At 57.1% G+C, this 25,934-nt stretch carries 23 protein-coding genes and 1 other RNA gene; 8 read left to right on the top strand and 16 right to left on the bottom strand.

The window, feature by feature from the left end; translation table 11 throughout:
* Positions 1 to 3 precede the first annotated feature (3 nt).
* The 4 genes from ubiI to AC559G_RS03940 form a co-directional block, all read right to left on the bottom strand.
* The gene (gene ubiI, locus AC559G_RS03925) at positions 4 to 1,206 is read right to left on the bottom strand and encodes a 2-octaprenylphenol hydroxylase (protein WP_498911459.1); all 1,203 of its coding nucleotides are present in this window, start codon (positions 1,204 to 1,206) and stop codon (positions 4 to 6) included.
* A gap of 96 nt (positions 1,207 to 1,302) precedes the next feature.
* Positions 1,303 to 2,481: a 2-octaprenyl-6-methoxyphenyl hydroxylase gene (gene ubiH, locus AC559G_RS03930; RefSeq protein ID WP_498911461.1), complete on the bottom strand. Its 1,179-nt coding sequence runs from the start codon at positions 2,479 to 2,481 to the stop codon at positions 1,303 to 1,305.
* A 1-nt stretch (position 2,482) separates the two neighbouring features.
* Positions 2,483 to 3,805, bottom strand: a complete 1,323-nt coding sequence (gene pepP, locus AC559G_RS03935) for a Xaa-Pro aminopeptidase (RefSeq protein ID WP_498911463.1) — start codon at positions 3,803 to 3,805, stop codon at positions 2,483 to 2,485.
* A gap of 95 nt (positions 3,806 to 3,900) precedes the next feature.
* The gene (locus AC559G_RS03940; protein ID WP_438597651.1) at positions 3,901 to 4,479 is read right to left on the bottom strand and encodes a YecA/YgfB family protein; all 579 of its coding nucleotides are present in this window, start codon (positions 4,477 to 4,479) and stop codon (positions 3,901 to 3,903) included.
* A gap of 351 nt (positions 4,480 to 4,830) precedes the next feature.
* Here AC559G_RS03940 and zapA point away from each other — a divergent pair, with 351 nt between their 5' ends.
* From zapA to AC559G_RS03955, 3 genes are all read left to right on the top strand, one after another.
* On the top strand, positions 4,831 to 5,160 hold the full coding sequence (zapA, locus tag AC559G_RS03945; RefSeq protein ID WP_095847340.1) for a cell division protein ZapA: 330 nt from the start codon (positions 4,831 to 4,833) through the stop codon (positions 5,158 to 5,160).
* Positions 5,161 to 5,201: 41 nt separating this feature from the next.
* Positions 5,202 to 5,383: non-coding RNA, 6S RNA (gene ssrS, locus AC559G_RS03950), on the top strand.
* Between the two features lie 49 nt (positions 5,384 to 5,432).
* Positions 5,433 to 6,047, top strand: coding sequence for a 5-formyltetrahydrofolate cyclo-ligase family protein (locus AC559G_RS03955; protein WP_498911466.1), 615 nt, complete (start codon positions 5,433 to 5,435; stop codon positions 6,045 to 6,047).
* A gap of 112 nt (positions 6,048 to 6,159) precedes the next feature.
* Here the strand turns inward: AC559G_RS03955 and serA are convergent, their stop codons facing one another.
* On the bottom strand, positions 6,160 to 7,398 hold the full coding sequence (gene serA / locus AC559G_RS03960; RefSeq protein ID WP_498911468.1) for a phosphoglycerate dehydrogenase: 1,239 nt from the start codon (positions 7,396 to 7,398) through the stop codon (positions 6,160 to 6,162).
* A 340-nt stretch (positions 7,399 to 7,738) separates the two neighbouring features.
* Positions 7,739 to 8,395, bottom strand: a complete 657-nt coding sequence (rpiA, locus tag AC559G_RS03965) for a ribose-5-phosphate isomerase A (RefSeq protein WP_498911470.1) — start codon at positions 8,393 to 8,395, stop codon at positions 7,739 to 7,741.
* Between the two features lie 208 nt (positions 8,396 to 8,603).
* Between rpiA and AC559G_RS03970 the strand changes: the two genes are divergently transcribed.
* Positions 8,604 to 9,497 (top strand): LysR family transcriptional regulator ArgP, encoded by an 894-nt coding sequence (locus AC559G_RS03970; protein ID WP_095847336.1) that lies wholly within the window; start codon positions 8,604 to 8,606, stop codon positions 9,495 to 9,497.
* A 108-nt stretch (positions 9,498 to 9,605) separates the two neighbouring features.
* On the opposite strand, the gene AC559G_RS03975 is transcribed toward AC559G_RS03970, so the two are convergent.
* From AC559G_RS03975 to mscS, 3 genes are all read right to left on the bottom strand, one after another.
* Complete coding sequence (locus AC559G_RS03975) at positions 9,606 to 10,334, bottom strand: oxidative stress defense protein (protein WP_498911472.1); 729 nt, start codon at positions 10,332 to 10,334, stop codon at positions 9,606 to 9,608.
* 232 nt (positions 10,335 to 10,566) lie between these two features.
* Positions 10,567 to 11,184, bottom strand: a complete 618-nt coding sequence (gene argO / locus AC559G_RS03980; RefSeq protein WP_416260877.1) for an arginine exporter ArgO — start codon at positions 11,182 to 11,184, stop codon at positions 10,567 to 10,569.
* Between the two features lie 227 nt (positions 11,185 to 11,411).
* Positions 11,412 to 12,278 carry a small-conductance mechanosensitive channel MscS gene (mscS, locus tag AC559G_RS03985; RefSeq protein WP_438597654.1) on the bottom strand — a complete coding sequence of 289 codons (867 nt, stop codon included), beginning with the start codon at positions 12,276 to 12,278 and terminating at the stop codon, positions 11,412 to 11,414.
* A gap of 205 nt (positions 12,279 to 12,483) precedes the next feature.
* Here mscS and AC559G_RS03990 point away from each other — a divergent pair, with 205 nt between their 5' ends.
* Positions 12,484 to 13,152 carry a DUF1345 domain-containing protein gene (locus AC559G_RS03990; RefSeq protein ID WP_438597646.1) on the top strand — a complete coding sequence of 223 codons (669 nt, stop codon included), beginning with the start codon at positions 12,484 to 12,486 and terminating at the stop codon, positions 13,150 to 13,152.
* 53 nt (positions 13,153 to 13,205) lie between these two features.
* Here the strand turns inward: AC559G_RS03990 and fbaA are convergent, their stop codons facing one another.
* The 3 genes from fbaA to epd all read right to left on the bottom strand — a co-directional run bounded on the left by fbaA (position 13,206) and on the right by epd (position 16,647).
* On the bottom strand, positions 13,206 to 14,285 hold the full coding sequence (gene fbaA / locus AC559G_RS03995) for a class II fructose-bisphosphate aldolase (RefSeq protein WP_438597645.1): 1,080 nt from the start codon (positions 14,283 to 14,285) through the stop codon (positions 13,206 to 13,208).
* 114 nt (positions 14,286 to 14,399) lie between these two features.
* On the bottom strand, positions 14,400 to 15,563 hold the full coding sequence (gene pgk / locus AC559G_RS04000) for a phosphoglycerate kinase (RefSeq protein WP_438597644.1): 1,164 nt from the start codon (positions 15,561 to 15,563) through the stop codon (positions 14,400 to 14,402).
* A gap of 67 nt (positions 15,564 to 15,630) precedes the next feature.
* A complete protein-coding gene (gene epd, locus AC559G_RS04005; RefSeq protein WP_498911475.1) occupies positions 15,631 to 16,647 on the bottom strand; it encodes an erythrose-4-phosphate dehydrogenase in 1,017 nt (338 codons plus the stop codon).
* A gap of 372 nt (positions 16,648 to 17,019) precedes the next feature.
* On the opposite strand from epd, the gene AC559G_RS04010 reads away from it, so the two are divergent.
* A complete protein-coding gene (locus AC559G_RS04010) occupies positions 17,020 to 17,307 on the top strand; it encodes a putative quinol monooxygenase (protein WP_438597642.1) in 288 nt (95 codons plus the stop codon).
* A 39-nt stretch (positions 17,308 to 17,346) separates the two neighbouring features.
* Here AC559G_RS04010 and AC559G_RS04015 read toward each other — a convergent pair whose 3' ends face one another.
* Entirely contained in the window at positions 17,347 to 18,285 is a 939-nt protein-coding gene (locus AC559G_RS04015; protein WP_498911477.1) for a LysR substrate-binding domain-containing protein, read from the bottom strand.
* Between the two features lie 101 nt (positions 18,286 to 18,386).
* On the opposite strand from AC559G_RS04015, the gene AC559G_RS04020 reads away from it, so the two are divergent.
* On the top strand, positions 18,387 to 19,499 hold the full coding sequence (locus AC559G_RS04020; RefSeq protein ID WP_498911479.1) for an isocitrate/isopropylmalate dehydrogenase family protein: 1,113 nt from the start codon (positions 18,387 to 18,389) through the stop codon (positions 19,497 to 19,499).
* A 110-nt stretch (positions 19,500 to 19,609) separates the two neighbouring features.
* Here AC559G_RS04020 and tkt read toward each other — a convergent pair whose 3' ends face one another.
* Positions 19,610 to 21,604 carry a transketolase family protein gene (gene tkt / locus AC559G_RS04025; protein ID WP_498911481.1) on the bottom strand — a complete coding sequence of 665 codons (1,995 nt, stop codon included), beginning with the start codon at positions 21,602 to 21,604 and terminating at the stop codon, positions 19,610 to 19,612.
* A gap of 237 nt (positions 21,605 to 21,841) precedes the next feature.
* Between tkt and loiP the strand changes: the two genes are divergently transcribed.
* Complete coding sequence (gene loiP / locus AC559G_RS04030; protein WP_498911483.1) at positions 21,842 to 22,594, top strand: M48 family metallopeptidase; 753 nt, start codon at positions 21,842 to 21,844, stop codon at positions 22,592 to 22,594.
* A gap of 95 nt (positions 22,595 to 22,689) precedes the next feature.
* On the opposite strand, the gene speB is transcribed toward loiP, so the two are convergent.
* Entirely contained in the window at positions 22,690 to 23,610 is a 921-nt protein-coding gene (speB, locus tag AC559G_RS04035; RefSeq protein ID WP_279024826.1) for an agmatinase, read from the bottom strand.
* A gap of 223 nt (positions 23,611 to 23,833) precedes the next feature.
* The gene (gene speA, locus AC559G_RS04040; protein ID WP_498911485.1) at positions 23,834 to 25,822 is read right to left on the bottom strand and encodes a biosynthetic arginine decarboxylase; all 1,989 of its coding nucleotides are present in this window, start codon (positions 25,820 to 25,822) and stop codon (positions 23,834 to 23,836) included.
* Positions 25,823 to 25,934: the final 112 nt, after the last annotated feature.

Consider the following 25,934-nt stretch of genomic DNA (forward strand, 5'->3'; position numbering starts at 1 on the left):
GAGCTATGATAACCAATCCGGCAAATCATTCAGCCCCATCGCCTGGCGCACCAGCTTCGGCTTCAGGCCGGGCAGCGTGTCTGCCAGCCGCAGGCCAACGTCACGCAGCAGTTTTTTCGCCGGGTTAACGCCGTCAAACAGCTCGCGGAAGCCCTGCATGCTGGCCAGCATAACCGCCGCACCGTGTTTACGGCGGCGTTCATAGCGGCGCAGATACAGGTGCTGGCCAATGTCCTTGCCCTGGCGCTGCAGGCGTTTAAGCTCGGCGATCAGTTCGGCGGCGTCCATAAAGCCCAGATTGACGCCCTGCCCTGCCAGCGGGTGCACGGTGTGCGCCGCATCGCCAACCAGCGCCAGCCGGTGGGCGGCAAAGCTGCGCGCATAGCGCCCGGTCAACGGGAAGACCTGCCGTTCGCTTTCCAACTGGCAGTGGCCAAGGCGCATATCAAACACCATGCCCAGTTCGCGGTTAAAATGCGCCGGCGCCAGTTGCATCAGCCGTTCAGCCTCCTCCGGCGCCACAGACCAGACGATCGAGCACAGATGAGGATCGTCAAACGGCAGGAATGCCAGGATACCGTCGCCATGGAACACCTGCCTGGCGGTGGCCTGGTGCGGGAGTTCCGTGCGGATGGTCGCCACTAAAGCGCTGTGGCGGTAATCCCAGAAGGTCAATGGGATATCCGCATGCTGGCGCAGCCAGGAATTAGCGCCATCCGCGCCCACCACCAGCCGGGCAGTCAACATTTGGCCGTCTTCCAGCGTGATAAAGGTGTCATTTTCCCCCCAGGCTACCTGTTTGAGCGCCGCAGGCGTCAGTAACGTGACCTCTGGGAGCGTTTGCGCTTTTTTCCACAGGGCCTGCTGAATGACATCATTTTCAATAATATGGCCTAGATGGCTAAAGCCACATTCGTCCGCATGAAAAGCGATTTTGCCGAAGCTATCGCGATCCCACACTTCCATCGCGCGGTATGCGCTGGCGCGTAGTTGCACAATCTCGTCCCACACGCCGATATGCTGCAGCAGGCGTTCACTGGCGGCATTGATGGCGGAAACGCGCAGCGCCGGCTGTGCCGGCAACGGCGTATGCTCCGGCTGGCGGTGTTCCAGCACCGCCACGCGCAAACCGCTGCCTTGCAGACCACAGGCAACGGCCAGCCCTACCATACCGCCACCGGCGATAACCACGTCAAATGATTGCATGCTGCTTAAATTCCTTTCAGTGACCCCGTTCGCGCCACAGGGTGTGCGCCGATAACCCCAAGCGCAACGCCAGGCCACGCCCGATAAAACCGTCGTTTAACGTTCAACCCAGCCCAGCGTGCGTTTGGCAAACGCATCACGCAGCGGCGGCAGTTGCTCCATCGCCATCAGGCCCAAATTGCGCCCAACCACCAAAGGCGCATAACGGTTGGCAAACAGCGAGATCAGCCCATCGGTCACGCCGATCGTCGCCTGTTGATCTTTCTGCCGCCGTTGTTGGTAGCGGCTCAACAGAGGATAAGCGCCCAGATCTTCTCCCAGAACCGCCCCTTCCGCCAGCGTTTCCGCCAACGACATCACATCCCTCAGGCCCAGGTTGAAGCCCTGCCCGGCGATTGGGTGCAGCGTCTGGGCGGCATTGCCCACCAGCGCCAGCCGGTGGCTGACATGTTGCCGCGCCGTCAGCAGCCGCAGGGGATAACTGTGGCGCTTGCCGGCTTTGAGCATACGCCCCAGACGCCAGCCGAAAGCCTGCTGCAGTTCGTTGAGAAAGCGTTCGTCATCCCAGCCAGCCACCTGCTGTTGCTCCGCCTGCGCATGGCACCACACCAGGGAGCTGCGCCCTTGCGACATCGGCAACAGCGCCAGCGGCCCCTGGCCGGTAAAGCGCTCAAAAGCCCGCCCCTGCGGATCTTCCGCCGTCGTGATATTGGCGATGATGGCGCACTGCGGGTAGTCTTTTTGCTGCCACTGTACATGGCAAGCCTGCGCCAGCGCGGAGTGTGAGCCATCCGCGGCCACCAGCAGTTGGCCGCTCAGGCGCTGGTGATTATCCAACAGCACCTCGGCGCGCTCGGCGGTGCGCTGCACATCGATCACTTTGGCCGGGCAATGTAACGTTACCCCCGGCGCCTTTGCCAACAGGCTGAACAGCCGCAGGCCGGCATCATGCAGCTCGATCACCTGGCCAAGCGCGTCAACCTGGTAATCCTGCGCCCGGATATTAACAAAGACAGCGTGGCCGCGATCGCTGACGTGCACATGGGTTATCGCCGTGGCGCAATCGCGCAGCGCCGGCCAAACACCAATGTGGCTTAGCTGTTGGCAAGTGCCCTGCGCCAATGCGATCGCCCGTGCATCAAACCCCGGATGCGCGCGATCGCCCGGGCGCACCGCTTCGATCACATCAACCAGTACTTTCCCGTGGGTCAACGTAGAGATGGCCAATGCCAGGGTGGCGCCGGCCATGCCGCCGCCGACAATAATGACGCTCATGCTATTTAACCGCCCTGGCCGCCGCCATCAGCGCTTCTATATCATCGGCGTCTTTCACTACGCCAGCCGTCAGGTTTTCGTTGCCGTCGGCGGTGATCAAAATATCATCCTCAATGCGGATGCCAATCCCGCGATATTCCGGCGGCACGTCGGCATTCGGCGCAATATACAACCCCGGCTCAACCGTCAGCACCATTCCCGGCTCCAGCAGCCGCTCACGGCTTGGCGTGCCGTAATGGCCGACGTCATGCACATCCAGCCCCAGCCAATGGCTCAGGCCGTGCATAAAGAACTGGCGGTGCGCCTGGTCGGCAATCAGTTGCTCAACTTCGCCGTGCATCACACCCAGCTTAACCAGCCCGCTGACCATCACGCGCACCACGTCCTCGGTGACTTCGCGAATGCTGGTGCCAGGCCGGAACAGCGCTAACGCCTTGTACAGCGAAGCCAACACGATATCGTACACCGCGCGCTGCGCCGCGCTAAACGTACCGTTCACCGGGAAAGTGCGGGTGATATCGCCGGCATAGCCCTGGTATTCACAGCCGGCATCGATCAGCACCAGATCGCCGTCACGCATTTGGCTGGCGTTTTCGGTGTAGTGCAAAATACAGCCATTTTCGCCGCTGCCGACAATCGTGTTATAGGAAGGATAGCGCGCGCCATGGCGCGCGAATTCGTGGTGGATCTCCGCTTCCAGTTGGTACTCAAACATCCCCGGGCGGCAGGTTTCCATCGCACGGGTATGCGCCAGCGCGGTGATTTCGCCGGCACGGCGCATCACGCCGATTTCTTCCGGTGATTTAAACAGACGCATGTCATGCAGCCACGGGCGCCAATCGGTCACGGTGGCCGGCGCCTGCAGATTTTGGCGGAACCCCTTGCGCAGCTTTTCCAGCGCGCCATACAAGATGGCGTCCGCATAGGCGTATTCCCCCTGCGCGTGGTACACCACGTTCAGCCCATTGAGCAACAGGTACAGGTGTTCGTTGATTTCATCGAAGGGTAAGGCCCGGTCCACACCCAGCCTGGCCGGCGCCGCCTCCTGCCCCAGGCGGCGGCCGAACCAGATTTCGGCCGTTAAATCGCGCACCCGGTTAAACAAGACGCTGTGATTGTGCGTCTCATCGCTTTTTACCAGGATCAGCACCGCTTCCGGCTCATTGAAACCGGTCAGGTACCAGAAATCACTGCTCTGGCGGTAAGGATATTCTGAATCTGCGTTGCGGGTTGCTTCCGGCGCAGCAAAAATAACCGCCGCGCTGGCCGGAGCCATTTTCGCTAATAACGCCTGCCGGCGATTATGGAATTCCTGCTGAGTCATGACCTTCTCCTGAAATCAGTTTTCCTGTAACAGCTTTCCTGCGATGCCGCCCGGTATCTTCTAAGCATACGGCAATATGGCCGGTGCCAAAGCGCTTAGTGCAGCGTCGGCTTTTTCACTTCCGGCGCCGTCGGCTGCCGGCGGGCGAACTCGCCATAGCACAGGAGTGCCGCCACACGGACATACTCCACCACTTCCTCCAGCGACTGTTCAAGCTCTTCCTGGTCTTCGTCTTCGTCATAGCCCAGTTGAGCAATGTTGCGCAGATCGTCGATCGCTTCGCCTACGTCATCCTTCACCTGCGCCAGTTTCGGCTGCATCATGCCCAGGCCCAGCAGGAAATGGTTGACCCAGCCGGCCAGCGCATCGGCACGCTCGAACACGCTAACCGTTTCGCCTTCGGGCATCATCAACTGGAACATGAATTCGTCCTCGTCCAGCGTATCCCGGGTGGCGTCATACAACTGCTGCAACGGCTGGCTGAGCGCCAGAGGGAAAGCCACCCCTTCATTGGTCAGATCGTGCATCAGCGTCTGCCAACTGGCGTCGCGGTTGCCGCCACACAGCATACCGCTGATCAAACCGTGCATTTCGGCGGCGGTGAGTGCGACGGCCTGCTGGTTGAGGGCCGCGGTCAAAGACTGGTAACTTGGAAATGTATTCTGTGTAGACATGCGCATTCGTCATCGTTGGCAGGATAAGTTCGTGTTATGCTACCACCAAGGTCCGTGGTTATACCAGATAAGCACGCCCCTTCAGCAACGCGTTATAATCACTGCGTGTCAGGCGGGCGCAACATCGGCCAGCCTTTGACCAACCGTTAAACGGGCGGCAAGAGCGTTTGTTAACGCACGCGCAAGGAATATGGCAGAGCCCGTTTTGACGGCACGCGCCATACACAGTAGATTACAACCAAGTACTGAAAAGGGGTTGTATCTTGGTATCGAGGTATATATAGTGGCGCCCGCTTTGGCAACCCGGCATGGCAAGCTGAAGCAGTCGCGAAATTTAGGCAGGAAGGTGGCATGTCTGCACAACCGGTAGATATTCAAATTTTTGGCCGCTCGTTAAGAGTCAATTGCCCGCCAGAACAGCAAGATGCGTTGAACATGGCGGCGGACGATCTTAACCAACGGTTGCAAGATCTTAAAGTTCGCACTAGAGTCACAAATACTGAGCAGCTAGTTTTCATCGCAGCGTTGAACGTTTGCCATGAACTTGCACAAGAGCGCTTGAAAACGCGTGACTATGCGGCCAATATGGAACAACGCATCCGTATGCTGCAACAGACCATTGAACAGGCATTGCTTGAACAAGGTCGCATCTCTGAACGTCAGGATGCACAATTCGAATAACATAAGTTGCTGAAGGTTAACGCTTCAGCAATGAGTACAAAATTTCTCTGAGATGTTCGTCAGCGGGCCAGTCCCCTGAGCCGATATTTAGTACAAACAGAATGTGTTGCTCCGTGATCGGTGCGCATGCTCGCTTGTCGAGAAGCCTTAAGATTGCGACGGCACGTTCACCTTGAACCATGGGTTCAAGGGTTACAGCCTGCGACGGCATCTCGGAGATTCCCTTCCCGCGTTTATGGGCCATCCCCCCCATCACCTACGCAGATTGTACTATGTCTTTCCAGCCCAAATTCGCCGAACAACGGCAACACATCCGCAACCAGATACGCCAACGCCGCAAAGCCCTCTCCGCGCAGCAACAACACGCCGATGCATTGCGTGCCAGCGAGCGCATTGCCGCGCACCCACGTATTCAGGCCGCGCAGCGCGTTGCCGCGTTCCTTTCATTTGACGGTGAGCTGAACACCAGGCCGCTGATTGAAACGCTGTGGCGGTTAGGCAAACAGGTTTACCTGCCGGTGCTGCACCCATTCAGCCCGGGCAACCTGCTCTTCCTGCACTATGCAGCCGATACCCCCCTGGTGCGCAATCGCTTTAATATTCAGGAACCCGCGCTGGACGTGCGCGCCGTCTTGCCACGCGGCCAATTAGATGTGATGCTGACGCCGCTGGTCGCCTTTGACGATCATGGGCAACGGCTGGGCATGGGCGGCGGGTTCTATGATCGCACGTTGCAAAACTGGCGGCATACCGGCCCCTACCCGATTGGGCTGGCGCATGATTGCCAACAGGTGGCGGCGTTACCGATCGAACAGTGGGATATTCCGCTGCCGGAGATCATCACGCCGTCACAGACCTTTGCCTGGCCGATTGGCGAAGAGGAGTAAGCAACGCTCAGTAGGGCGCCCGGTTTATCGCCAAGAAAAAACACGGGGTTGGCATTGCCAACCCCGTGTTTTATGCCCTGCATATTGGGGCAATGAACCCCAATACATGCGTTTAGTACAGCAGGCGAGCGCGGATGGTGCCCGGAATCGCCTTCATGCGCTGCAGTGCAGCATCGGCGCTTTCGGTTTCCGCTTCGATATCAATAACCACATAGCCGATTTCCGGGCTGGTCTGCAGGTACTGAGCGGCGATGTTCACCCCTTCGTCGGCAAAAATATTGTTGATTTGCGTCAGAATGCCCGGGCGGTTTTCGTGGATGTGCAGCAGGCGGCTGGCGCGCGGGCCATGCACCGGCAGCGAGGCTTCCGGGAAGTTCACCGCAGACAGCGTAGAACCGTTGTCGGAGTATTTCACCAGTTTACCGGCGACTTCATCACCAATGTTTTCTTGCGCTTCCTGGGTGGAACCCCCGATATGCGGCGTCAGCAGCACGTTGTCAAATTCACACAGCGGTGAATGGAACGGCTCTTTGTTGCTGGCGGGCTCTTCCGGGAAGACGTCTATCGCCGCCCCGGCAAGGTGCTCGCTGGCCAGCGCTTCACACAGTGCAGGAATATCCACCACCGTGCCGCGCGAAGCGTTGATCAGCATAGCGCCCGGCTTCATCTGCGCCAGTTCTGCTTTACCGATCATATTTTGGGTGCTCGGGGTTTCCGGCACGTGCAGGCTGACAACGTCGCTGTTAGCCAACAGTTCAGACAACTGCTGGATTTGATGCGCATTGCCCAGCGGCAGCTTGCTCTCAATGTCGTAAAACGACACCTTCATGCCCACGCCTTCGGCCAGGATGCCCAACTGGGTACCAATGTGACCGTAGCCAATGATGCCCAACTTTTTGCCGCGCGCTTCATGGGAGCCGACGGCCAGTTTGTTCCACACGCCGCGGTGTGCTTTGGCATTGGCGGCCGGGATGCCGCGCATCATCAGCAGCAGTTCGCCCAGCACCATTTCAGCTACGGATCGGGTATTGGAGAACGGTGCGTTAAACACCGGAATACCGCGTTTGGTCGCTGCTTTCAAATCAACCTGGTTGGTACCGATACAGAAACAGCCCACCGCCACCAGTTTTTCTGCGGCGGCAAAGACTTCTTCAGTCAGGTGCGTACGCGAGCGAATACCGACGAAGTGCGCATCACGGATGGACTCCTTCAGCGACTCCGTATCCAGAGCACCCTTGTGATATTCAATATTGGTATAACCGGCAGAACGCAAATTATCGACCGCGCTCTGATGAACCCCTTCGACCAGCAGGAACTTAATCCTGTCTTTCTCCAATGATACTTTTGCCATTTACCCGACCCTAATTATTCAGACTTCAGAAGCGGCTGTTAGAAACAGCACGCCCTCCAACATAACAAAAATAACGCGCCCGGCAATACAAACGATTGCCCTGTTCCTGGCTAACGCCCTAACCACACCGGGCATCCACAGATAAAAACACCAGCTGGGCATCAATATTCAGCACCATACTGCGACTCTTCGCAAGAATGTGACAGATGTCACTAAATTTGGCGTTTTTCAAGAAAAGATGTTTTATAACGAGAATTATGTGAGGTTTGCGAGCCAACACCCCATCAGCGCAGGCTATGCCCTGCTTCGGCGGGCGCTGGATCACGCCCGCGTTAACGCATTACTTAACGACTTTCACGCCATCCGGCGTGCCGACCAACGCGACATCGGCGCCACGGTTGGCGAACAACCCAACGGTAACGACGCCGGGGATACCGTTGATAGTGTTTTCCAACGCTACCGCGTCCAGGATCTGCAGGTTGTGTACATCCAAAATAACGTTGCCGTTATCGGTCACAACATTCTGGCGATACTCTGGTTGGCCGCCGAGCTTTACCAGCTCGCGCGCCACGTAGGAACGCGCCATCGGGATCACTTCCACCGGCAGCGGGAATTTGCCCAACACGTCAACCTGCTTGCTGGCATCGACAATACAGATGAACTGCCGGGCGATCGCCGCGATCACTTTTTCACGGGTCAAGGCCGCACCGCCGCCTTTGATCATCTGCATATGGCCGTTGATTTCGTCCGCGCCATCGACATAAATATCCAGCAAATCCACTTCATTGCTGTCGAACACATGGATCCCCAGGCTCTGTAGCTTGACGGTGGAAGCCTCGGAGCTGGAAACCGCGCCTTCAATCTGGTTCTTCATGGTAGCCAGCGCGTCAATAAAGTGTGAGGCGGTAGAGCCGGTGCCCACGCCCACAATAGTACCTGGCTTGACGTAATCCAAAGCGGCCCAACCCACCGCTTTTTTCAGTTCATCCTGCGTCATGGTATGTTCTGTGCCTATGTACGAAAACGTGTGCGTATTATAGGGTAAATTGCATGCTGCCACGCAGACCGTATCGCACTTATTTGCCCCACATCGCACTTTCCTTGACATCAGGCCGGTATTGGCCCGAGTTTTTTTCCCCCGAAAAAAACTAAAAATGTGGCATAGTGCCAATATTATCAATTTAACGTAATGGATATCCTCTCCGATGAAACGCCCTGACTATCGGACGCTGCAAGCTCTGGATGCGGTGGTTCGGGAGCGCGGTTTTGAGCGCGCAGCACAAAAACTTTGCATCACCCAATCGGCGGTATCCCAGCGCATTAAACAGTTGGAAAACCTGTTCGGCCAGCCGTTGCTGGTTCGTACCATTCCGCCGCGCCCTACCGAGCAGGGGCAAAAACTCTTGGCGCTGTTGCACCAGGTGGAGCTACTGGAAGAAGAGTGGCTAGGAAACGATAACGGAGCAGACACGCCGCTGTTGCTTTCATTGGCGGTCAACGCCGACAGCCTGGCCACCTGGCTGCTGCCTGCGTTGAAATCCGTGTTGGCGGATTCGCCTATTCGTTTGAATCTGCAAGTTGAAGATGAAACCCGCACTCAGGAGCGCCTGCGCCGCGGCGAGGTGGTGGGCGCCGTCAGTATTCAACCCCAGCCATTACCAAGCTGCCTGGTGGACCAACTGGGCGCCCTGGACTACCTGTTTGTCGCGTCCAAACCCTTTGCCGAGCGCTACTTCCCCAACGGGGTGACCCGTGCCGCGTTGCTGAAAGCACCGGCGGTGGCTTTTGATCATCTCGACGACATGCACCAAGCGTTCCTGCAGCAGAATTTTGATCTTTCCCCGGGCAGCGTTCCCTGCCATATCGTCAACTCCTCAGAAGCCTTCGTGCAGTTGGCTCGCCAAGGCACTACCTGCTGTATGATCCCACACCTGCAGATTGAAAGAGAGTTGGAAGAGGGGGAACTGATCAACCTGACGCCCGGGCTGCTCCAGCGCCGGATGCTGTATTGGCACCGTTTCGCCCCGGAAAGCCGCATGATGCGCAAGGTCACCGACGCGCTGCTGTCGCATGGGCGGCAGGTTCTGCGCCAAATCTGACGGCGGGAGATAAGAAGGGAAAAGCGTGCGGCAGGCTTGGCTGCGGCAAACACAACGGTAGCGCCACAAGGCGCCACCGCCGGAGTTCAGATGCGGATATGGCAGCGATTACTGCGCGCCGCGATCGAGCTCGAACACCACATCAACCTGATCGTCAAAGTGAATGCTCTGCTGCTCGTAGGTTTGCGCAGCGTCATTTTGCGGCGCGGCCGCGGCGGCGGTATACATACGCGCTACCGGCATCGGCTGATAATTGGCAACGTGATAACGGATGCTGTAAACCGGCCCCAGCTTGGCTTTAAAGCCCTGTGCCAGCGAAGCCGCCTGTTGAGTGGCGTTTTCGATCGCCTTCTGGCGCGCCCGATCGCGGTAAACATCCGGGTTTGCCACACCAAGCTCAACGGCGCGGATCTCATTCAGGCCGGATTTTAACGCACCGTCCAGCAGTTCATTCAGTTTATCCAACTGGCGCAGCGTTACCTGCACCTGGCGCACCGCCCGGTAGCCTTTCAAAACCGATTCACCGGTTTTCAGGTAATCGTATTCGGGCTGCGTACGCAAATTGGCCGCGCTGATATCTTTTTTCTCTATGCCGTTTTTTTGCAGAAAATCAAAATATTGCGCTACACGGTCATCCACCTGTTTTTTCGCCTGGGTGGCGTCTTTGGACGATACGTTGACTTCAATCGCCAGCGTGGCGATATCCGGCACCGCGTCGACGCTTGACGTGCCCGAGGTCACTACATGAGGCCCCTGCGGGACTTCCGCTGCCTGCAGCGCCAGAGGTAATGTTCCTAATCCAACCAAGGCGGCCATCGCCAATGCTTTAAGCTTCACTGTATCTCCTTAATGACAGTTGGTATCTGATTCATCGGTTATTCCCCGCCTGCGCCCCCCTAAGTCCGTATCTTTCCAGCTTCCTGTTACATGCGTTCGCTTTGCCTGCAACGTAAACTATCATGGACCTATTGACTCAAATCGCAGTAAAACGGCAGCAGGAATCACCGATAACTACCGCTAAACCGTAGCATAACCACCAGGTTTTTAAACTCGGATTAGTGACAAATTCTCATAGGTTAGCCCCCTGCCAGGCCAGCCTCAGCGCAATGCCCCACATCACCATGCCGACCAACACGTTAATCACCCGCTGCGCCCGTTGGGTTTTCAGCAGCGGCGCCAGCCAGGCGGCTAACAGCGCCAGGGCAAAGAACCACAGGATGGAAGCGCTCACCGCGCCCAACGCGAACCAAGAGCGCACATCCGCCGCCAGTTGCCCGCCCAGGCTGCCCAGTACCACGAAAGTATCCAGATAAACATGCGGATTCAGCCAGGTTACTGCCAACATGGTCACCACGATACGCCAGCGGCTCTGCTGCATTTCTTCCGCTTGCGCCAATTCGATATGCCGGCTAAACGCGGTGCGCAGCGCGCTCCAACCATACCACAGCAGGAACGCGACGCCCCCCCAGGTCACCAATGCCAGCAGAACGGGCGAACGCACCAGCAATTCGCTGCCGCCAAAAATGCCGCCGCAGATCAGGATGATGTCGCTGAAGGCACACAGTGCGGCGATCATCAGGTGGTATTGGCGGCGGATGCCCTGATTCATGACAAACACATTTTGCGGCCCGAGCGGTAGGATCATCGCGGCGCTCAGGGCAAATCCCTGCAGAAAAACGGCTAACATGGTGTTCCCCTATAAAATAGCGCCGACGGTGGCGCACGCGTTGCAGCAGGAGCATCATAGGGAGATAAAATTATTAGGTGAAATGGATAATTCTAATATTTAATTAGCCAAATTAATGGCCGTCATGCATCCAGACGGAAAACGGCGGCCCTGGCCTGGGTGTGAAAAGCGGAAACAAAAAAGCCAGTCAGATGGCTGACTGGCTACCGGCTGGCGATCGTTTGCCGTTATTCCGCTTTGGCGGTTGGGTTATCAACGCGGTGCAGATGAACATCCATCTGCGGGTATGGAATACCGATGTTGTGGGCATCCAATTGGCGTTTGAAGTTTTCCATCAGATCGAAATACACGTTCCAGTATTCGGCATTGGTGGTCCAGGCTCGGGTCACGAAGTTCAGGGAAGAGGCCGCCATCTCATTCAGGCGCACGGTCACCCCTTTATCGTGTTGGATACGCTGATCGGCGGCGATCACATCGCCCAGCACCTTCTTCACCAGATCGATATCCGCATCATAGGCAACGCCCACGACGATATCCACGCGGCGGTTTGGCTCGCGGGAATAGTTGATGATATTGCCGGCAATCACTTTGCCGTTCGGCACCACGATGGTTTTATTGTCTGAGGTGCGCAGCGTGGTAGAGAAAATCTGCACTTGATCGACGGTACCGGCCACGCCGCCCAGATCGACATACTCACCGGCACGCAGCGGACGGAAAGCCACCAGCAGCACACCCGCGGCAAAGTTGGACAGTGAGCCCTGCAACGCCAAACCGACGGCTAAACCTGCGGCACCCAATACGGCAATCACCGACGTGGTCTGCACGCCGACGCGCCCGAGCACGGCGATAAAGGTGAATGCCAGGATACCGTAACGCACCATCGCCGCCAGGAAATTGGTTACGGTGGCATCAATACCCCGCAGCTTCATCACGCGGTTCACCGCATTGCTGACGATACGGGCAATGATCGAACCAATGATAAAAATAACGATGGCGGCGACAATGTTCACCGCATACTGAATCAATAAATCCTGGTTATTCACCAACCAACTGCTGGCATTGTTAATACCATCCACTACGTTGAGATCTTTCATTCTTGCCATCCTAACTTTCCCTAATGGGATAAATTCGCAAAAAAATACACTGACGTCTGCATCAGTTGGAAACCACCGCCTAAGGTTAACCAACATTCCCGCAGCATGCCAACCGTAAGCGGTAAAAATAACCAAAACAACGGCTTCGCTTCTTCTATGCTGAACAAAGCGCTATCGCCTTTTCAGGAGAAGGAATTCACCCGCCATGCATTTTATATCGTCGATTAAACACTATTGGCAGGTTCGCCCGCGGCTGTTGCTTTCCATCGGCGCGGGCATCCTATGTTACCTGCTGCTGCCGAGTCAACTTAATGAATTGCAAAGATTGATGCTCGGCTGGAACGTGCTGGCCTGGTGCTATCTGCTGTCGCTCTGGCGGCTGATGCTGGTCAGTACGCCAAAGCACATCCGCCAACTCGCCCGCGCGCAAGATGAGAGCGCCGGCATGGTGCTGGCGCTGGTCAGCATCGGCTGCCTGGTCAGCATTCTCGCGATATTGTTTGAATTGAGTACCGCCAGGCAGGTCAGCGATCCGCTGAAAACGCTCCATTTAGCGCTGACCGGCGCCACGCTGGTGGTATCCTGGCTGCTGCTGCCGACGGCCTTTACCATGCACTATGCCCATCAGTTTTATCGCCAGGGCGCGCAGCAGGATCCTTTGCCGTTGCTGTTCCCCGGCAATCTAAAACAACCGACCTATTGGGATTTCGCTTATTTCTCTTTCACCATCGCGGTGGCATCGCAAACCGCCGATGTGGCGGTTGGCACGGCGGAAGTCCGCAAAGTCGCCCTGCTGCAGTCGGTCATTTCCTTTGTCTTCAACCTGGTCATTCTGGGGCTATCGATCAACGTCGGCGCGGGCCTGCTGAGCTAGAGCATAAAAAAAGGCTCCCCGAAGGGAGCCTTGATAACAGCGGTTAGCCGAGATTACAGCACGTCGATAGCGTTCAGTTCTTTGAATGCTTTTTCCAGACGGGTCACCATGCTGGTCTGCGCAGCACGCAGCCATACGCGTGGATCGTAGTATTTTTTGTTCGGCTGATCGGCGCCTTTAGGGTTGCCCAGCTGGCTCTGCAGGTAGCCTTCGTTTTCTTTGTAGTATTTCAGGATACCTTCCCAGGTTGCCCATTGGGTATCGGTATCGATGTTCATTTTGATCACGCCGTAGCCGACGGATTCTTTGATTTCTGCATCGCTAGAACCAGAACCGCCGTGGAACACGAAGTTCAGGCTGTTGTGCGGCAGGTTGTATTTTTTGGAAACGTAGTCCTGAGAATCACGCAGGATAGTCGGGGTCAGTTTCACGTTACCTGGTTTGTACACACCGTGTACGTTACCGAAGGAAGCCGCGATGGTGAAACGTGGGCTGATCGCATTCAGTTTTTCGTAAGCGTATGCCACGTCTTGCGGCTGAGTGTACAGGGCGGAAGCGTCCATGTGGCTGTTGTCCACACCGTCTTCTTCGCCACCGGTGCAACCCAGTTCGATTTCCAGCGTCATACCCATTTTAGCCATACGGGCCAGGTATTTGCTGCTGATTTCGATGTTTTCTTCCAGGGATTCTTCAGACAGATCGATCATGTGAGAAGAGAACAGCGGTTTACCGGTTGCAGCGAAATGTTTTTCACCGGCGTCCAGCAGGCCGTCAATCCAAGGCAGCAGTTTTTTCGCACAGTGGTCGGTATGCAGGATAACCGGCACGCCGTAATGTTCAGCCATCTGGTGAACATGGTGTGCGCCGGAGATTGCGCCCAGAATCGCAGCACCCTGAGGAACGTCAGTTTTCACGCCTTTACCTGCGATGAACGCAGCGCCGCCGTTAGAGAACTGAACGATAACAGGTGCACGAACTTTTGCTGCTGCTTCCAGAACGGCGTTGATGGAGTCGGTACCCACGCAGTTTACCGCTGGCAGAGCAAAGTTGTTTTCTTTTGCTACTGCGAATACTTTCTGAACGTCATCACCCGTGATGACACCCGGTTTTACGAAATCAAAAATTTTAGACATGTTAAGTTGTCCCGTTTCGTCGGCCGTAGATGGATGTAAATCGATTCTCACACTCCGCACCCAGCCGGGTGCGGAATAAAACAAACGGGCGGCTTTCGCCTCCCGTTGTTTGAATTACTGCTTAGCGCGCTCTTCCAGCATCACTACCGCTGGCAGCTGTTTCCCTTCAACGAATTCCAGGAACGCACCGCCGCCGGTAGAAATGTAGGAGATTTTGTCAGCAATGCCGAACAGGTCGATTGCCGCCAGCGTATCACCGCCACCCGCGATAGAGAAACCTTCGCTATCGGCGATGGCGCGCGCAACAATTTCGGTCCCCTTACGGAAGTTAGGGAACTCGAATACGCCAACCGGACCATTCCACAGAATGGTTTTGGCGTTCTTCAGGATATCAGCCAGACGCTGGGCTGAAACGTCACCGATATCCAGAATTTGCTCGTTGTCTTTGATTTCAGAGACTTGTTTCACCGTTGCCGCAGCACTTTCAGAAAACTCCGTAGCAACACGCACGTCGGTCGGAACCGGGATGTCGCAAGTTTCCAGCAGTTTTTTGGCGTTAGGGATCAGATCGGCTTCATACAGAGACTGACCAACGTTGTGCCCTTGAGCGGCAACGAAGGTGTTGGCGATACCGCCGCCCACGATCAGCTGATCGGCAATTTTGGACAGGGAATCCAGCACGGTCAGTTTGGTAGAAACTTTAGAACCACCAACGATGGCGACCATTGGGCGAGCAGGTTCTTTCAGTGCTTTACCCAGCGCTTCAAGCTCGGCAGAAAGCAGCGGGCCTGCGCAGGCAACCGGTGCGAATTTACCCACGCCATGGGTAGAAGCCTGCGCACGGTGTGCGGTGCCGAAAGCATCCATCACATACACGTCGCACAATGCTGCGTATTTTTTAGACAGCGCTTCGTCGTCTTTCTTTTCGCCTTTGTTGAAGCGAACGTTTTCCAGCACCACCAGTTCGCCTTCGGCAACGTCAACGCCGTCCAGATAATCTTTCGCCAGACGCACTGGGTTTTTCAGATGATCTTTCAGGTAGTTTACTACCGGCAGCAGAGAGAATTCTTCGTTGTATTCGCCTTCGGTCGGGCGGCCCAGGTGGGACGTGACCATAACACGAGCGCCTTGTTTCAGCGCTGCTTCGATAGTCGGCAGGGAAGCACGGATACGTGCATCGGAAGTCACTTTACCGCCTTTCACTGGAACGTTCAGATCAGAACGGATCAGAACACGTTTACCTGCCAGATCCAGATCGGTCATCTTAATTACAGACATGGTGAACCCTCTTAGTTGATTCTCTTTAAAAATTGCCTGAGCGGCGCATCAACACGATGCCGCCGAGCTAGAAACCACTTGCGGCCATTGCCCGGGTTGTATCCAACATCCTGTTGGCAAAGCCCCATTCGTTATCACACCAGACCAACGTCTTTATCAGGTGTTGCCCACTGACCCGGGTTTGCGTGCCATCCACGATGGCGCTGTGCGGGTCATGGTTAAAATCTATCGAGACTAGCGGCAGTTCCGTATAGTCAACTATACCACGAAATGCACCCTGTGCGGCCTTTTGCAGTAGCTGGTTGACCTCAGCCACTTGCACCGCCGAGCGCACGCTGACGCTTAAATCAATGGCCGTTACGTTGATAGTCGGCACACGCACTGAAATCGCTTCAAAACGATCGCAAAACTGCGGGAAGATGCGGGTAATGCCGGCAGCCAGCTTGGTGTCGACCGGAATAATCGACTGGCTCGCCGCACGGGTGCGCCGCAAATCCTGATGATAGGCATCTATCACCGGCTGATCGTTCATTGATGAGTGGATAGTGGTCACGGTGCCGGATTCAATGCTGAAAGCGTCATCCAACAGCTTGATAACCGGAATAATGCAGTTGGTGGTACAGGAAGCGTTGGAAACGATGCGGTGCTGCGCCTGCAGCGCCTGGTGATTGACGCCAAACACCACGGTGGCATCCAGATCGTTCCCGCCTGGGTGGGCGAACAACACCTTCTTCGCACCGGCGGCAAGATGCGCCTCGCCGTCTGCCCGGCTGCCATACGCCCCGCTGCAATCCAGCACGACATCCACCGCCAGTTCGCCCCAGGGCAACTGCGCGATTTCCGGCTGATGCAGCAAACGAATGCTATCGTTGCCGACAATCAGCGTGTCGCATTCCTGGCGCACATCCCAGCCAAAGCGCCCGTGGCTAGAGTCAAACTTCAACAGGTGAACCATCCCATCGGCATTGGCCAGCTCGTTGATTGCAATCACGGAAATCTCTGCGCGTTTCCCTGATTCATACAATGCGCGTAACACGCTGCGGCCAATGCGGCCAAAGCCGTTTATCGCTATGCGAATGGTCATGCTGCTCCCTGAAAAAGGGCCTTCCGCGCCGGTATTCTCACCGGGCCGGCTGGCGCTGACTGGTTATCGTGCTAACCTGCATAGAATACTGAGAGCGTGGCCCGCTGTGAACCGCCAAGTGGCGTCATGGATAAAATCCTATTGCCCACAGCAACTACTCACTCCGGCATTTCGCTTGGATATACTCCAACTGAAACGCTTCAGCCGAGGATAAACCAAAGCTTTCTGAAAGGGAACAGCTCCGAGAGCCAAGCGGTTAACCAAGCGGTATTTTGCGAAAATAAAATGATCTAGCGCACATTTTCACAAGCGCTTAATCCCTATCTTTAACGACATCCGTCCATAGGCAATATGGCCATACAAGGAGTACCAATGAGCGAAGTTAAAGTTGTAGCCTTAATCAAAGCCACCCCCGAACACCGCGCCGCAGTGGATAAAGCCGTGCGCGCCATGGTCGCCCCAAGCCGTTCCGAGCCCGGTTGTATTCAATACGATCTGCACGAAGAACAAGGTGCGCCGGGCGCATTCGTCTTTATCGAACGCTGGAAATCAGAGCAGGCGTTGAAGGAACACATGGCAATGCCTTACCACGATGCCTTCCTGGCCGAACTGGATGGGAAGTTGGAAAGCCTGGAAGTGAAAAAACTGACGCAGCTGTAAGCTGCCAACGCAGGGCACCGCCGCGTGCCCTGCCGCTTCTCAACGCCGCGACAAATACTCCGCCAGCGGCGCAACCGCCCCCACGTTGGCCTGGAAATAATCACGCAGGAACGCCAGCGCGACGCGAATCTTGGCTGACGTCGCCAAACGTGGAATATACACCGCCCAAATATTGGCCGGCTGAGTATACTCCGGCAGAATTTGCACCAACCGCCCATTAGCAATGCTGTTTTTCACATCCCAGAATGAACGCAGCGCCACCCCCTGCCCCTGTAAACACCACTGGTGCACAATTTCGCCGTGGTTAGACGCCAGCGCGCCGGTCACCTTAACCGTTTCCTCCCCTGCCGGGCCTTGCAGCCGCCAAACGCCGAACGCAAGATCCCGCTCTTTGATCACCAGACAATGGCGGCCGCAGAGATCGTTGAGCGCCTTTGGCGTGCCGTAACGCTGCAAATACTCGGGCGCGGCGCATAAAACGCGGTGGTTAGGCGCCAGCTTGCGGGCCACCAGATTTGGCGCAATGTCATCGCCCACGCGGATATCCAGATCGTAACCTTCGCTGGCCAAATCGACCAGGCGTTCGGACACATCCAGCCGCAGCTCCAGCCCGGGATACTGCTGCGCCAGCGCGGCCACTGCCTGCGCGACAAAACGCCGGCCAAAGCCAAAGCTGGTGACGATCCGTAGCGTGCCCTGCGGCGCCTGCCGCAGATCCGCCACTTCATCCATCATCCGATCGACATCGTTCAGGATACGCTGCGCCCACTCGTAGATGCGCTCACCATCGGCGGTAATGGCGACCCGCCGCGTGGTACGGTGCAACAGGGAAACATTCAGGGTATTTTCCAATAACGCGATGCGCTTGCTGACATAGGCCGGCGAAACGCCCATCTCCTCTGCGGCGGCGGCAAAACCGGCCCGGCGCGCCACCAGCACAAACACCCGCAAATCGTTTAGTACAGGAAGATTATTCATGATTCGTGTTTTATGTTTCACCAATTGCGCGATTGATTAACATTCAGTCAATTATAGGATGGTAGGGAAGTCAATCCCTCTTTCCCTAAGTGAGACCTATAATGAACAAAACCTACAAAATTGCGGCCATCGCAGGTGACGGTATCGGGCAAGAAGTGCTGCCGGAAGGCCTGCGTGTGCTACACGCGGCGGCCGAGCGCTGGTCGCTTGACCTGCAGTTTGAAACCTTTGCATGGGCCAACTGCGACTACTACCTACAGCACGGCCAAATGATGCCGGATGATTGGTTTGAGCAACTGAAAGGGTTCGATGCGATTTACTTCGGCGCCGTAGGCTGGCCGGATAAAGTGCCGGACCATATTTCGCTGTGGGGCTCCCTGCTAAAATTCCGCCGTGATTTTGATCAGTACGTCAACCTGCGCCCAGTCCGCCTGTTTCCCGGTGTACCCTGCCCGCTGGCAAATAAAGCGCCGGGAGATATCGATTTCTTCGTGGTGCGCGAGAACACCGAAGGCGAATATTCCCCGCTCGGCGGCCGCATGTTCGAAGGCACCGATCGAGAGGTGGTGATCCAGGAATCGGTCTTTACCCGCCACGGGGTGGACCGCATCTTGAAATATGCGTTTGAGCTGGCGCAGCGGCGCCCGCGCAAGACGCTCACCGCCGCCACCAAATCCAACGGCATGGCGGTCACTATGCCGTTCTGGGATGAGCGCGTCGCCGCGATGGCGCAGCACTACCCGGACATCGCCTGGGACAAACAGCATATTGATATCCTGTGCGCCCGCTTTGTACTGAACCCGGAACGTTTCGATGTGGTGGTGGCCTCCAACCTGTTCGGCGACATTCTTTCCGATCTTGGCCCAGCCTGCGCCGGCACCATCGGCATCGCGCCATCCGCCAACCTGAACCCGGAGCGCCACTTGCCTTCGCTGTTTGAGCCGGTGCATGGTTCCGCGCCGGATATTTTCGGCCGGAATATCGCCAACCCGATCGCCATGATCTGGTCCGGTGCGTTGATGCTCGATTTTCTCGGCAACGGCGACCAACGTTACCGGCAGGCGCACGACGGCATCCTGTCGGCAATCGAGAAAACCCTTGCCGATGGGCCGCGCACGCCGGATCTGCGTGGCAGTGCCTCTACCCAACAGGTGGGGCAAGCCATTGCGGATTTATTGTCATCGAACGTAGCCGATTACGGCCGGGATAACTGAGATAAGCAAAAGAAAGGGGCAAGAAATATGCCGCTGAGCACAGGTGCTTGCCCAGCAGGAAGGAAAGACCAAAAGCGGGAATGCGGCAAGCCGCATTCCCGCCGTTACTGTTATTTCAGCAATGCTTTCGCTTTGGCGACCACGTTTTCTACCGTAAAGCCGAATTCTTTGAACAGCAGATCCGCCGGCGCCGACTCACCGAAGGTGGTCATGCCCACAACCGCGCCGTTCAGGCCCACGTACTTGTACCAGTAGTCCGCGATACCCGCTTCCACCGCCACCCGCGCGCTGACCGCCGCCGGCAGCACCGCTTCGCGGTAGGCCGCATCCTGTTTGTCGAACGCATCGGTCGACGGCATGGAAACCACGCGCACCCGGCGCCCTTCCGCCGTCAGTTGCTCATAGGCGGCAACCGCCAGCTCCACTTCCGAACCGGTGGCGATCAGGATCAGCTCCGGCTGCCCGTCGCTGTCTTTCAGCACGTAGCCGCCGCGGTATACGTTGGCCAGCTGTTCCGCCGTGCGCGGCTGCTGGGCCAGGTTCTGGCGCGAGAAAATTAGCGCCGTCGGGCCGTCGTTGCGCTCGATGCCGTACTGCCAGGCCACCGCCGATTCCACCTGGTCGCACGGTCGCCAGGTGCTCATGTTCGGCGTCACCCGCAGGCTGGCCAACTGCTCGACCGGCTGGTGGGTCGGGCCGTCTTCACCCAGGCCGATGGAATCGTGGGTGTAGACAAACACGTTACGCAGCTTCATCAGCGCCGCCATGCGCACCGCGTTGCGGGCATATTCCACAAACATCAGGAAGGTGGCCGAATACGGCAGGAAGCCGCCGTGCAGCGCAATGCCGTTGGTGATGGCGGTCATGCCGAACTCGCGCACCCCGTAGTGGATGTAGTTGCCGGCCAGGTCTTCGTTGATGGCTTTGGAGCCGGACCACATCGTCAGGTTGCTCGGCGCCAGGTCGGCGGAGCCGCCGAGGAATTCCGGCAGCACCTTGCCGAACGCTTCCAGCGTATTCTGCGAGGCCTTGCGGCTGGCGATGCTGGCCGGGTTGGCCTGCAGTTTTTCCACAAAGGCTTTGGCGTCCGCCTGCCAGTTGGCCGGCAGCTCGCCGCTCATGCGGCGTTTGAACTCGGCGGCCTGTTCCGGGAAGGCTTGTGCATAGGCGGCGAATTTGGCGTTCCAGGCGGCTTCACGGGCCTTGCCGGCTTCTTTGGCGTCCCACTGGGCGTAGATGTCCTGCGGGATAACGAACGGCGGATAATTCCAGCCCAGTTTTTTACGGGTGGCGGCCACTTCGGCATCACCCAGCGGGGCGCCGTGCGCATCGTGCGAGCCGGCCTTGTTCGGCGAGCCGAAGCCAATCACGGTCTTGCACATCAGCAGCGACGGCTTGTCGGTCACCTGGCGGGCTTCTTCAATCGCCGCCTTGATAGCCGCGCTGTCGTGGCCGTCCACGCCGCGCACCACGTGCCAGCCGTAGGCTTCAAAACGTTTGGCGGTGTCGTCGGTGAACCAGCCGTCGGTGTGGCCGTCGATGGAAATGCCGTTGTCATCATAGAAGGCGGTCAGCTTACCGAGCTTGAGGGTGCCGGCCAGCGAGCAGACTTCGTGGGAGATACCTTCCATCATGCAGCCGTCGCCCATGAACACGTAGGTGTGGTGGTCGACGATGTCATGGCCCGGGCGGTTGAACTGCGCCGCCAGGGTGCGTTCGGCGATGGCGAAGCCGACGCCGTTGGCGATGCCCTGGCCCAGCGGGCCGGTGGTGGTTTCCACGCCCGGGGTGTAGCCGTATTCCGGGTGCCCCGGGGTTTTGGAATGCAGCTGGCGGAAGTTTTCCAGCTCGCTCATCGGCAGGTCGTAGCCGGTGAGGTGCAGCAGGCTGTAAATCAGCATCGAGCCGTGGCCGTTGGAGAGCACGAAGCGGTCGCGGTCGGCCCAGTGCGGGTTGGCGGGGTTATGGTTAAGGTAATCACGCCACAGGACTTCGGCGATGTCCGCCATCCCCATAGGCGCGCCCGGGTGGCCGGATTTTGCTTTTTGCACGGCGTCCATGCTGAGTGCGCGGATCGCGTTGGCAAGCTCTTTACGAGAGGACATGTTTTACTCCAGGTCGGATTAAAAAATCGGTCAAGATTACCATTTTCTCAGACTCCGCATTAAAACGGCAATCCCTAATGCCAAATGAGAGCCAGTTCACAACTTATGAGCACGATCGGCCCATTTTTCGGAATAACGCCGTTTCGGCGCCAGACAACGTAAACTAGGCTCTCACTGCCAATTTGTTTTATTTAAGATTGCCCTTTTCCCTTGTTACTATCACAGGAAGATAGCCTTATGAAATTCCGTACTTCTTTGATTATGTTGAGTATTACCGGCCTGTTAAGCGGCTGCCAGAATCTTGACACCAATACGCTGATGCAGTCTGGGGCACAGGCCTACCAGGCCGCCACGCTCAGCGATAGCGACGTAAAAACCTTAAGTGATAAATCCTGCGCCGAGATGGACAGCAAGGCACAAATCGCGCCGGCCAGCAGCCCCTATACGCAGCGCCTGAATAAAATCGCCGCGGCGCTGGGCGATAACATCAACGGCACGCCGGCCAACTATAAGGTCTATCTGACCAAAGACGTCAACGCCTGGGCGATGGCCAACGGCTGTATCCGCGTCTACAGCGGCCTGATGGACATGATGACTGATAACGAAGTCGAAGGCGTGCTGGGGCATGAAATGGGCCACGTAGCGCTCGGCCACACCCGTAAAGCGATGCAGGTGGCCTATGGCACCGTCGCCTTGCGCACCGCAGCGGCCTCCACGGGCGGCGTGGTGGGATCATTATCTCAATCGCAGGTGGCGGATCTGGGGGAAAAACTGGTGAATGCGCAGTTCTCGCAAAAGCAGGAAATAGAAGCGGATAACTACTCGTTCGATCTGCTGAAAAAACGCCGGCTCGATCCGAACGGGCTGGTCAGCAGTTTTGAAAAGCTGGCGAAGCTGGAAACCGGCCGCCAAAGCAGCATGTTTGACGATCACCCGGCTTCCGAAACCCGCGCGCAAAATATCCGCGAACGCATTGCCGCCGGCAAATAAACCGCGATCGGGTTAAGACGACAAAGCTGTTCCGCCGGCACCGGCGGAACAGCTTTTTTATGCAACGGGCGGCAAGCTGCCCCCGAAGAAGCGGATTACGCGCCCTTCTTCGCCGCCTGCAGGTACAGCATTTCCAGCGCCAGAGTCGCGCCCGCCAGCGCCGTGATCTGCGAGTGATCGTAAGCCGGCGCCACTTCCACCAGATCCATACCGACAATGTTCAACGGTTGCAGCCCGCGCAGCAATTTCAGCGCGCGATCGGACGTCAGGCCGCCGATCACCGGGGTGCCGGTTCCCGGTGCAAACGCCGGGTCCAGGCAGTCGATGTCGAAGGTCAGATAAACCGGCATATCCCCGACGATCTGTTTGATCTGCGCCAGCAGATCGTCCACGCTGCGATCGTTAACCTGTGCGGCGTCCAGCACGGTAAAACCGTTGTCGCGATCGAACTCGGTACGGATACCGATCTGCACGGAATGGGTAGGATCAATCAGGCCTTCATTCGGCGCATGGTAGAACATGGTGCCGTGATCGAATTTACTGCCGTTAGCGTAAGTGTCGGTATGGGCGTCAAAATGCACCAGCGCCATTTTGCCAAAGTGTTTGGCATGGGCGCGCAGCAGCGGCAGAGTGACAAAGTGATCGCCACCAAACGACAGCATACGCTTACCGGCGGCCAGCAGTTTTTCCGCATGCGCCTGCAGTTTGTCGGTCAGATCCTGCGCATCGCCGAAGTTGAACACCACGTCGCCGCAGTCAACCACCTTCAGGCGATCGCGCAGATCAAAATCCCACGGCCAGCGGGCGCCTTCCCAGGCCAGATTGGTGGAAACCTGGCGAATGGCCGCCGGGCCGTGGCGGCCGCCAGCGCGGCCGGAGGTCGCCATATCGAAAGGAATACCGGTAATCACCCATTCCGCATCGCTGTCATAGGGCATGAAATTCAGCGGGAAGCGCAGGAAACCAAAAGCGTTAGACACTAAAGAGTTATCGAACTGATGGCCTAAGGTACTCATAAAAAACCTCATTGATCAACAGATTGCCTGTAGCTCAACCGCTCAGGCAAGGGCAAAAAAAATCCCTCCCGCGTCGTTAACCCGACGAGGAAGGGATTGATTTGATATAGGTTACGGTAATGCCGATAGCGCAGATTATCGCCGGATTCTCATCCGGCTTCAAGTGCGGCAAACCGGCAACGCCAGGTCGCTAATCGTATAGATGAACCCGGCAGCCAACCGCTTACTCATCTTCCAGATAAGTATAGCCATACAGGCCGGCTTCAAACTCTTCCAGGAATTCTTCTTGCAGTACGCCGTCCAGATCGGTTTCTTTCACCTGATCGCGGAAGCGTGCCAGCAGCACCTGAGGATCAAGCTGAACGTACTGCAGCATATCGGCAACGCTGTCCCCTTCGTCGGAGAGTTCGCTTTCCACCGTGCCGTCGGGGAACACATAGACATCGACCGATGCGGTGTCACCAAACAGGTTGTGCATGTTGCCGAGGATCTCCTGATAGGCGCCCACCATAAAGAACCCCAGCGCCGGCGGGTTTTCCGGATCGTACGGCGGCATCGGCATAGTGGTGGCCACGCCGTCGCCGTCCACGTAGTGATCGATGGTGCCGTCGGAGTCACAGGTGATATCCAGCAGCACGGCACGGCCTTCCGGCGGCTTATCCAGCCCTTCCAGCGGCAGCACCGGGAACAGTTGGTCAATCCCCCAGGCATCCGGCATTGACTGGAACAGCGAGAAGTTAACGTAGAATTTATCCGCCATCCGCTCCTGCAGCTCATCAATGATCGGCCGGTGGGCGCGGTTGCTCGGATCCAGTTGCTGCTGGATCTTGTTGCAAATATTCAGGTAGATCTGCTCCGCCCAAGCGCGTTTGCTCAGATCGAGCATGCCGTGTGCGTACTGGGTGTGCACATCGTGCAGATCCATCTGGCTATCGTGCAACCATTCACGCAGCGAACGGCGATTTTCCGGCTCGTTCAGTTCCAGCCAGGTTTCCCACATGCTTTCCAAGGCGCGCGGCGCATCTTCCATCGGCGGCTGCGGTTCGCTGAACTCATTACGCTCAACGCCAATAACGTTGGATACCAGCACCGTATGGTGCGCCGTCACGGCACGGCCGGATTCGGTGATCACCGTTGGGTGCGGCAGGCCATGCTCGTTACAAGCGTCGCCGATGCCCCAGATCACGTTGTTGGCGTATTCGTTCAGGCCGTAGTTCACCGAACAATCAGACTGCGAACGGGTGCCTTCATAATCGACGCCCAGCCCACCGCCAACGTCGAAGCATTGGATATTGACGCCCAGCTTGTGCAGCTCAACGTAAAAACGCGCGGACTCGCGCACGCCGGTGGCGATATCGCGAATGTTGGCCAACTGCGACCCCAAATGGAAATGTAGCAGTTGCAGACTATCCAGGCGGCCCGCTTCGCGCAGGGTTTCAACCAGTTTCAGCACCTGCATCGCCGCTAGGCCGAATTTGGACTTTTCGCCACCGCTCGACTGCCATTTACCGGAACCCTGCGACGCCAGGCGCGCGCGCACGCCCAACCGCGGCACCACGTTCAGCCGCTCGGCCTCTTCTAGCACCAGCTTGATTTCCGACATCTTTTCAATCACCAGGTACACTTTGTGCCCCAGTTTCTCGCCGATCAGCGCCAGGCGAATATATTCACGGTCTTTATAACCGTTACAGACGATCACCGAACGGGTCATGCCCGCATGCGCCAGCACCGCCATCAGCTCCGCCTTGGAACCCGCTTCCAGCCCCAACGGTTCACCGGAGTTGATCAGGGATTCAATCACACGGCGGTGCTGGTTGACCTTGATCGGATAAACCAGGAAGTAGCCGCCCTCATAGCCGAATGATTCACGCGCACGTTGAAACGCCCCGTTAATCGAACGCAGGCGATGCTGCAGGATCTGTGGGAAACAGAACAGCGCAGGCAAACGCTGGCCGTCTTGCTGGCGTTCTTTCACCAGTTTCGCCAGATCGACACGGGCCTGCGGAACGTCGGGATCCGGGCAAACGCTGATGTGTCCCAGTTCGTTGACGTCGTAGTAGTTGTTGCCCCAGTAGGCGACGTTATAAGTACGCAGCATCTTGCTGGCGTTACGATCATTCATGGCAACCTCCTGCATGGAGCGCAAAGATAGAGATTCACCCACCGCTGACGGACGGTGAACCAACGGATCATCAGACATTACTCGCCTCATCTCGCATGTTGGCGATATAGCCAACTACTATCGCAGCTACACTGCGCAAGAACAACCCGGCAACCCGCCTGGCGACAGCGTATTCTGCTGCCGTTCGCGATTGGCGATCGGT

This window comes from Gibbsiella greigii (assembly GCF_039540155.1).
GTDB classification, from domain to species: Bacteria; Pseudomonadota; Gammaproteobacteria; order Enterobacterales; family Enterobacteriaceae; genus Gibbsiella; species Gibbsiella quercinecans.

Excerpts from the sequence above, each read along its gene's own strand:
- mscS (WP_438597654.1), bottom strand. The coding sequence starts at position 12,278 with ATGAAAGATCTCAACGTAGTGGATGGTATTAACAATGCCAGCAGTTGG.
- AC559G_RS04010 (WP_438597642.1), top strand. The coding sequence starts at position 17,020 with ATGAGCGAAGTTAAAGTTGTAGCCTTAATCAAAGCCACCCCCGAACAC.
- serA (WP_498911468.1), bottom strand. The coding sequence starts at position 7,398 with ATGGCAAAAGTATCATTGGAGAAAGACAGGATTAAGTTCCTGCTGGTC.
- pgk (WP_438597644.1), bottom strand. The coding sequence starts at position 15,563 with ATGTCTGTAATTAAGATGACCGATCTGGATCTGGCAGGTAAACGTGTT.
- speA (WP_498911485.1), bottom strand. The coding sequence starts at position 25,822 with ATGAGGCGAGTAATGTCTGATGATCCGTTGGTTCACCGTCCGTCAGCG.
- tkt (WP_498911481.1), bottom strand. The coding sequence starts at position 21,604 with ATGTCCTCTCGTAAAGAGCTTGCCAACGCGATCCGCGCACTCAGCATG.
- zapA (WP_095847340.1), top strand. The coding sequence starts at position 4,831 with ATGTCTGCACAACCGGTAGATATTCAAATTTTTGGCCGCTCGTTAAGA.
- pepP (WP_498911463.1), bottom strand. The coding sequence starts at position 3,805 with ATGACTCAGCAGGAATTCCATAATCGCCGGCAGGCGTTATTAGCGAAA.
- epd (WP_498911475.1), bottom strand. The coding sequence starts at position 16,647 with ATGACCATTCGCATAGCGATAAACGGCTTTGGCCGCATTGGCCGCAGC.
- fbaA (WP_438597645.1), bottom strand. The coding sequence starts at position 14,285 with ATGTCTAAAATTTTTGATTTCGTAAAACCGGGTGTCATCACGGGTGAT.
- AC559G_RS04020 (WP_498911479.1), top strand. The coding sequence starts at position 18,387 with ATGAACAAAACCTACAAAATTGCGGCCATCGCAGGTGACGGTATCGGG.
- argO (WP_416260877.1), bottom strand. The coding sequence starts at position 11,184 with ATGTTAGCCGTTTTTCTGCAGGGATTTGCCCTGAGCGCCGCGATGATC.
- AC559G_RS04015 (WP_498911477.1), bottom strand. The coding sequence starts at position 18,285 with ATGAATAATCTTCCTGTACTAAACGATTTGCGGGTGTTTGTGCTGGTG.
- ubiH (WP_498911461.1), bottom strand. The coding sequence starts at position 2,481 with ATGAGCGTCATTATTGTCGGCGGCGGCATGGCCGGCGCCACCCTGGCA.
- AC559G_RS03955 (WP_498911466.1), top strand. The coding sequence starts at position 5,433 with ATGTCTTTCCAGCCCAAATTCGCCGAACAACGGCAACACATCCGCAAC.
- rpiA (WP_498911470.1), bottom strand. The coding sequence starts at position 8,395 with ATGACGCAGGATGAACTGAAAAAAGCGGTGGGTTGGGCCGCTTTGGAT.
- loiP (WP_498911483.1), top strand. The coding sequence starts at position 21,842 with ATGAAATTCCGTACTTCTTTGATTATGTTGAGTATTACCGGCCTGTTA.
- speB (WP_279024826.1), bottom strand. The coding sequence starts at position 23,610 with ATGAGTACCTTAGGCCATCAGTTCGATAACTCTTTAGTGTCTAACGCT.
- AC559G_RS03940 (WP_438597651.1), bottom strand. The coding sequence starts at position 4,479 with ATGTCTACACAGAATACATTTCCAAGTTACCAGTCTTTGACCGCGGCC.
- ubiI (WP_498911459.1), bottom strand. The coding sequence starts at position 1,206 with ATGCAATCATTTGACGTGGTTATCGCCGGTGGCGGTATGGTAGGGCTG.
- AC559G_RS03970 (WP_095847336.1), top strand. The coding sequence starts at position 8,604 with ATGAAACGCCCTGACTATCGGACGCTGCAAGCTCTGGATGCGGTGGTT.
- AC559G_RS03990 (WP_438597646.1), top strand. The coding sequence starts at position 12,484 with ATGCATTTTATATCGTCGATTAAACACTATTGGCAGGTTCGCCCGCGG.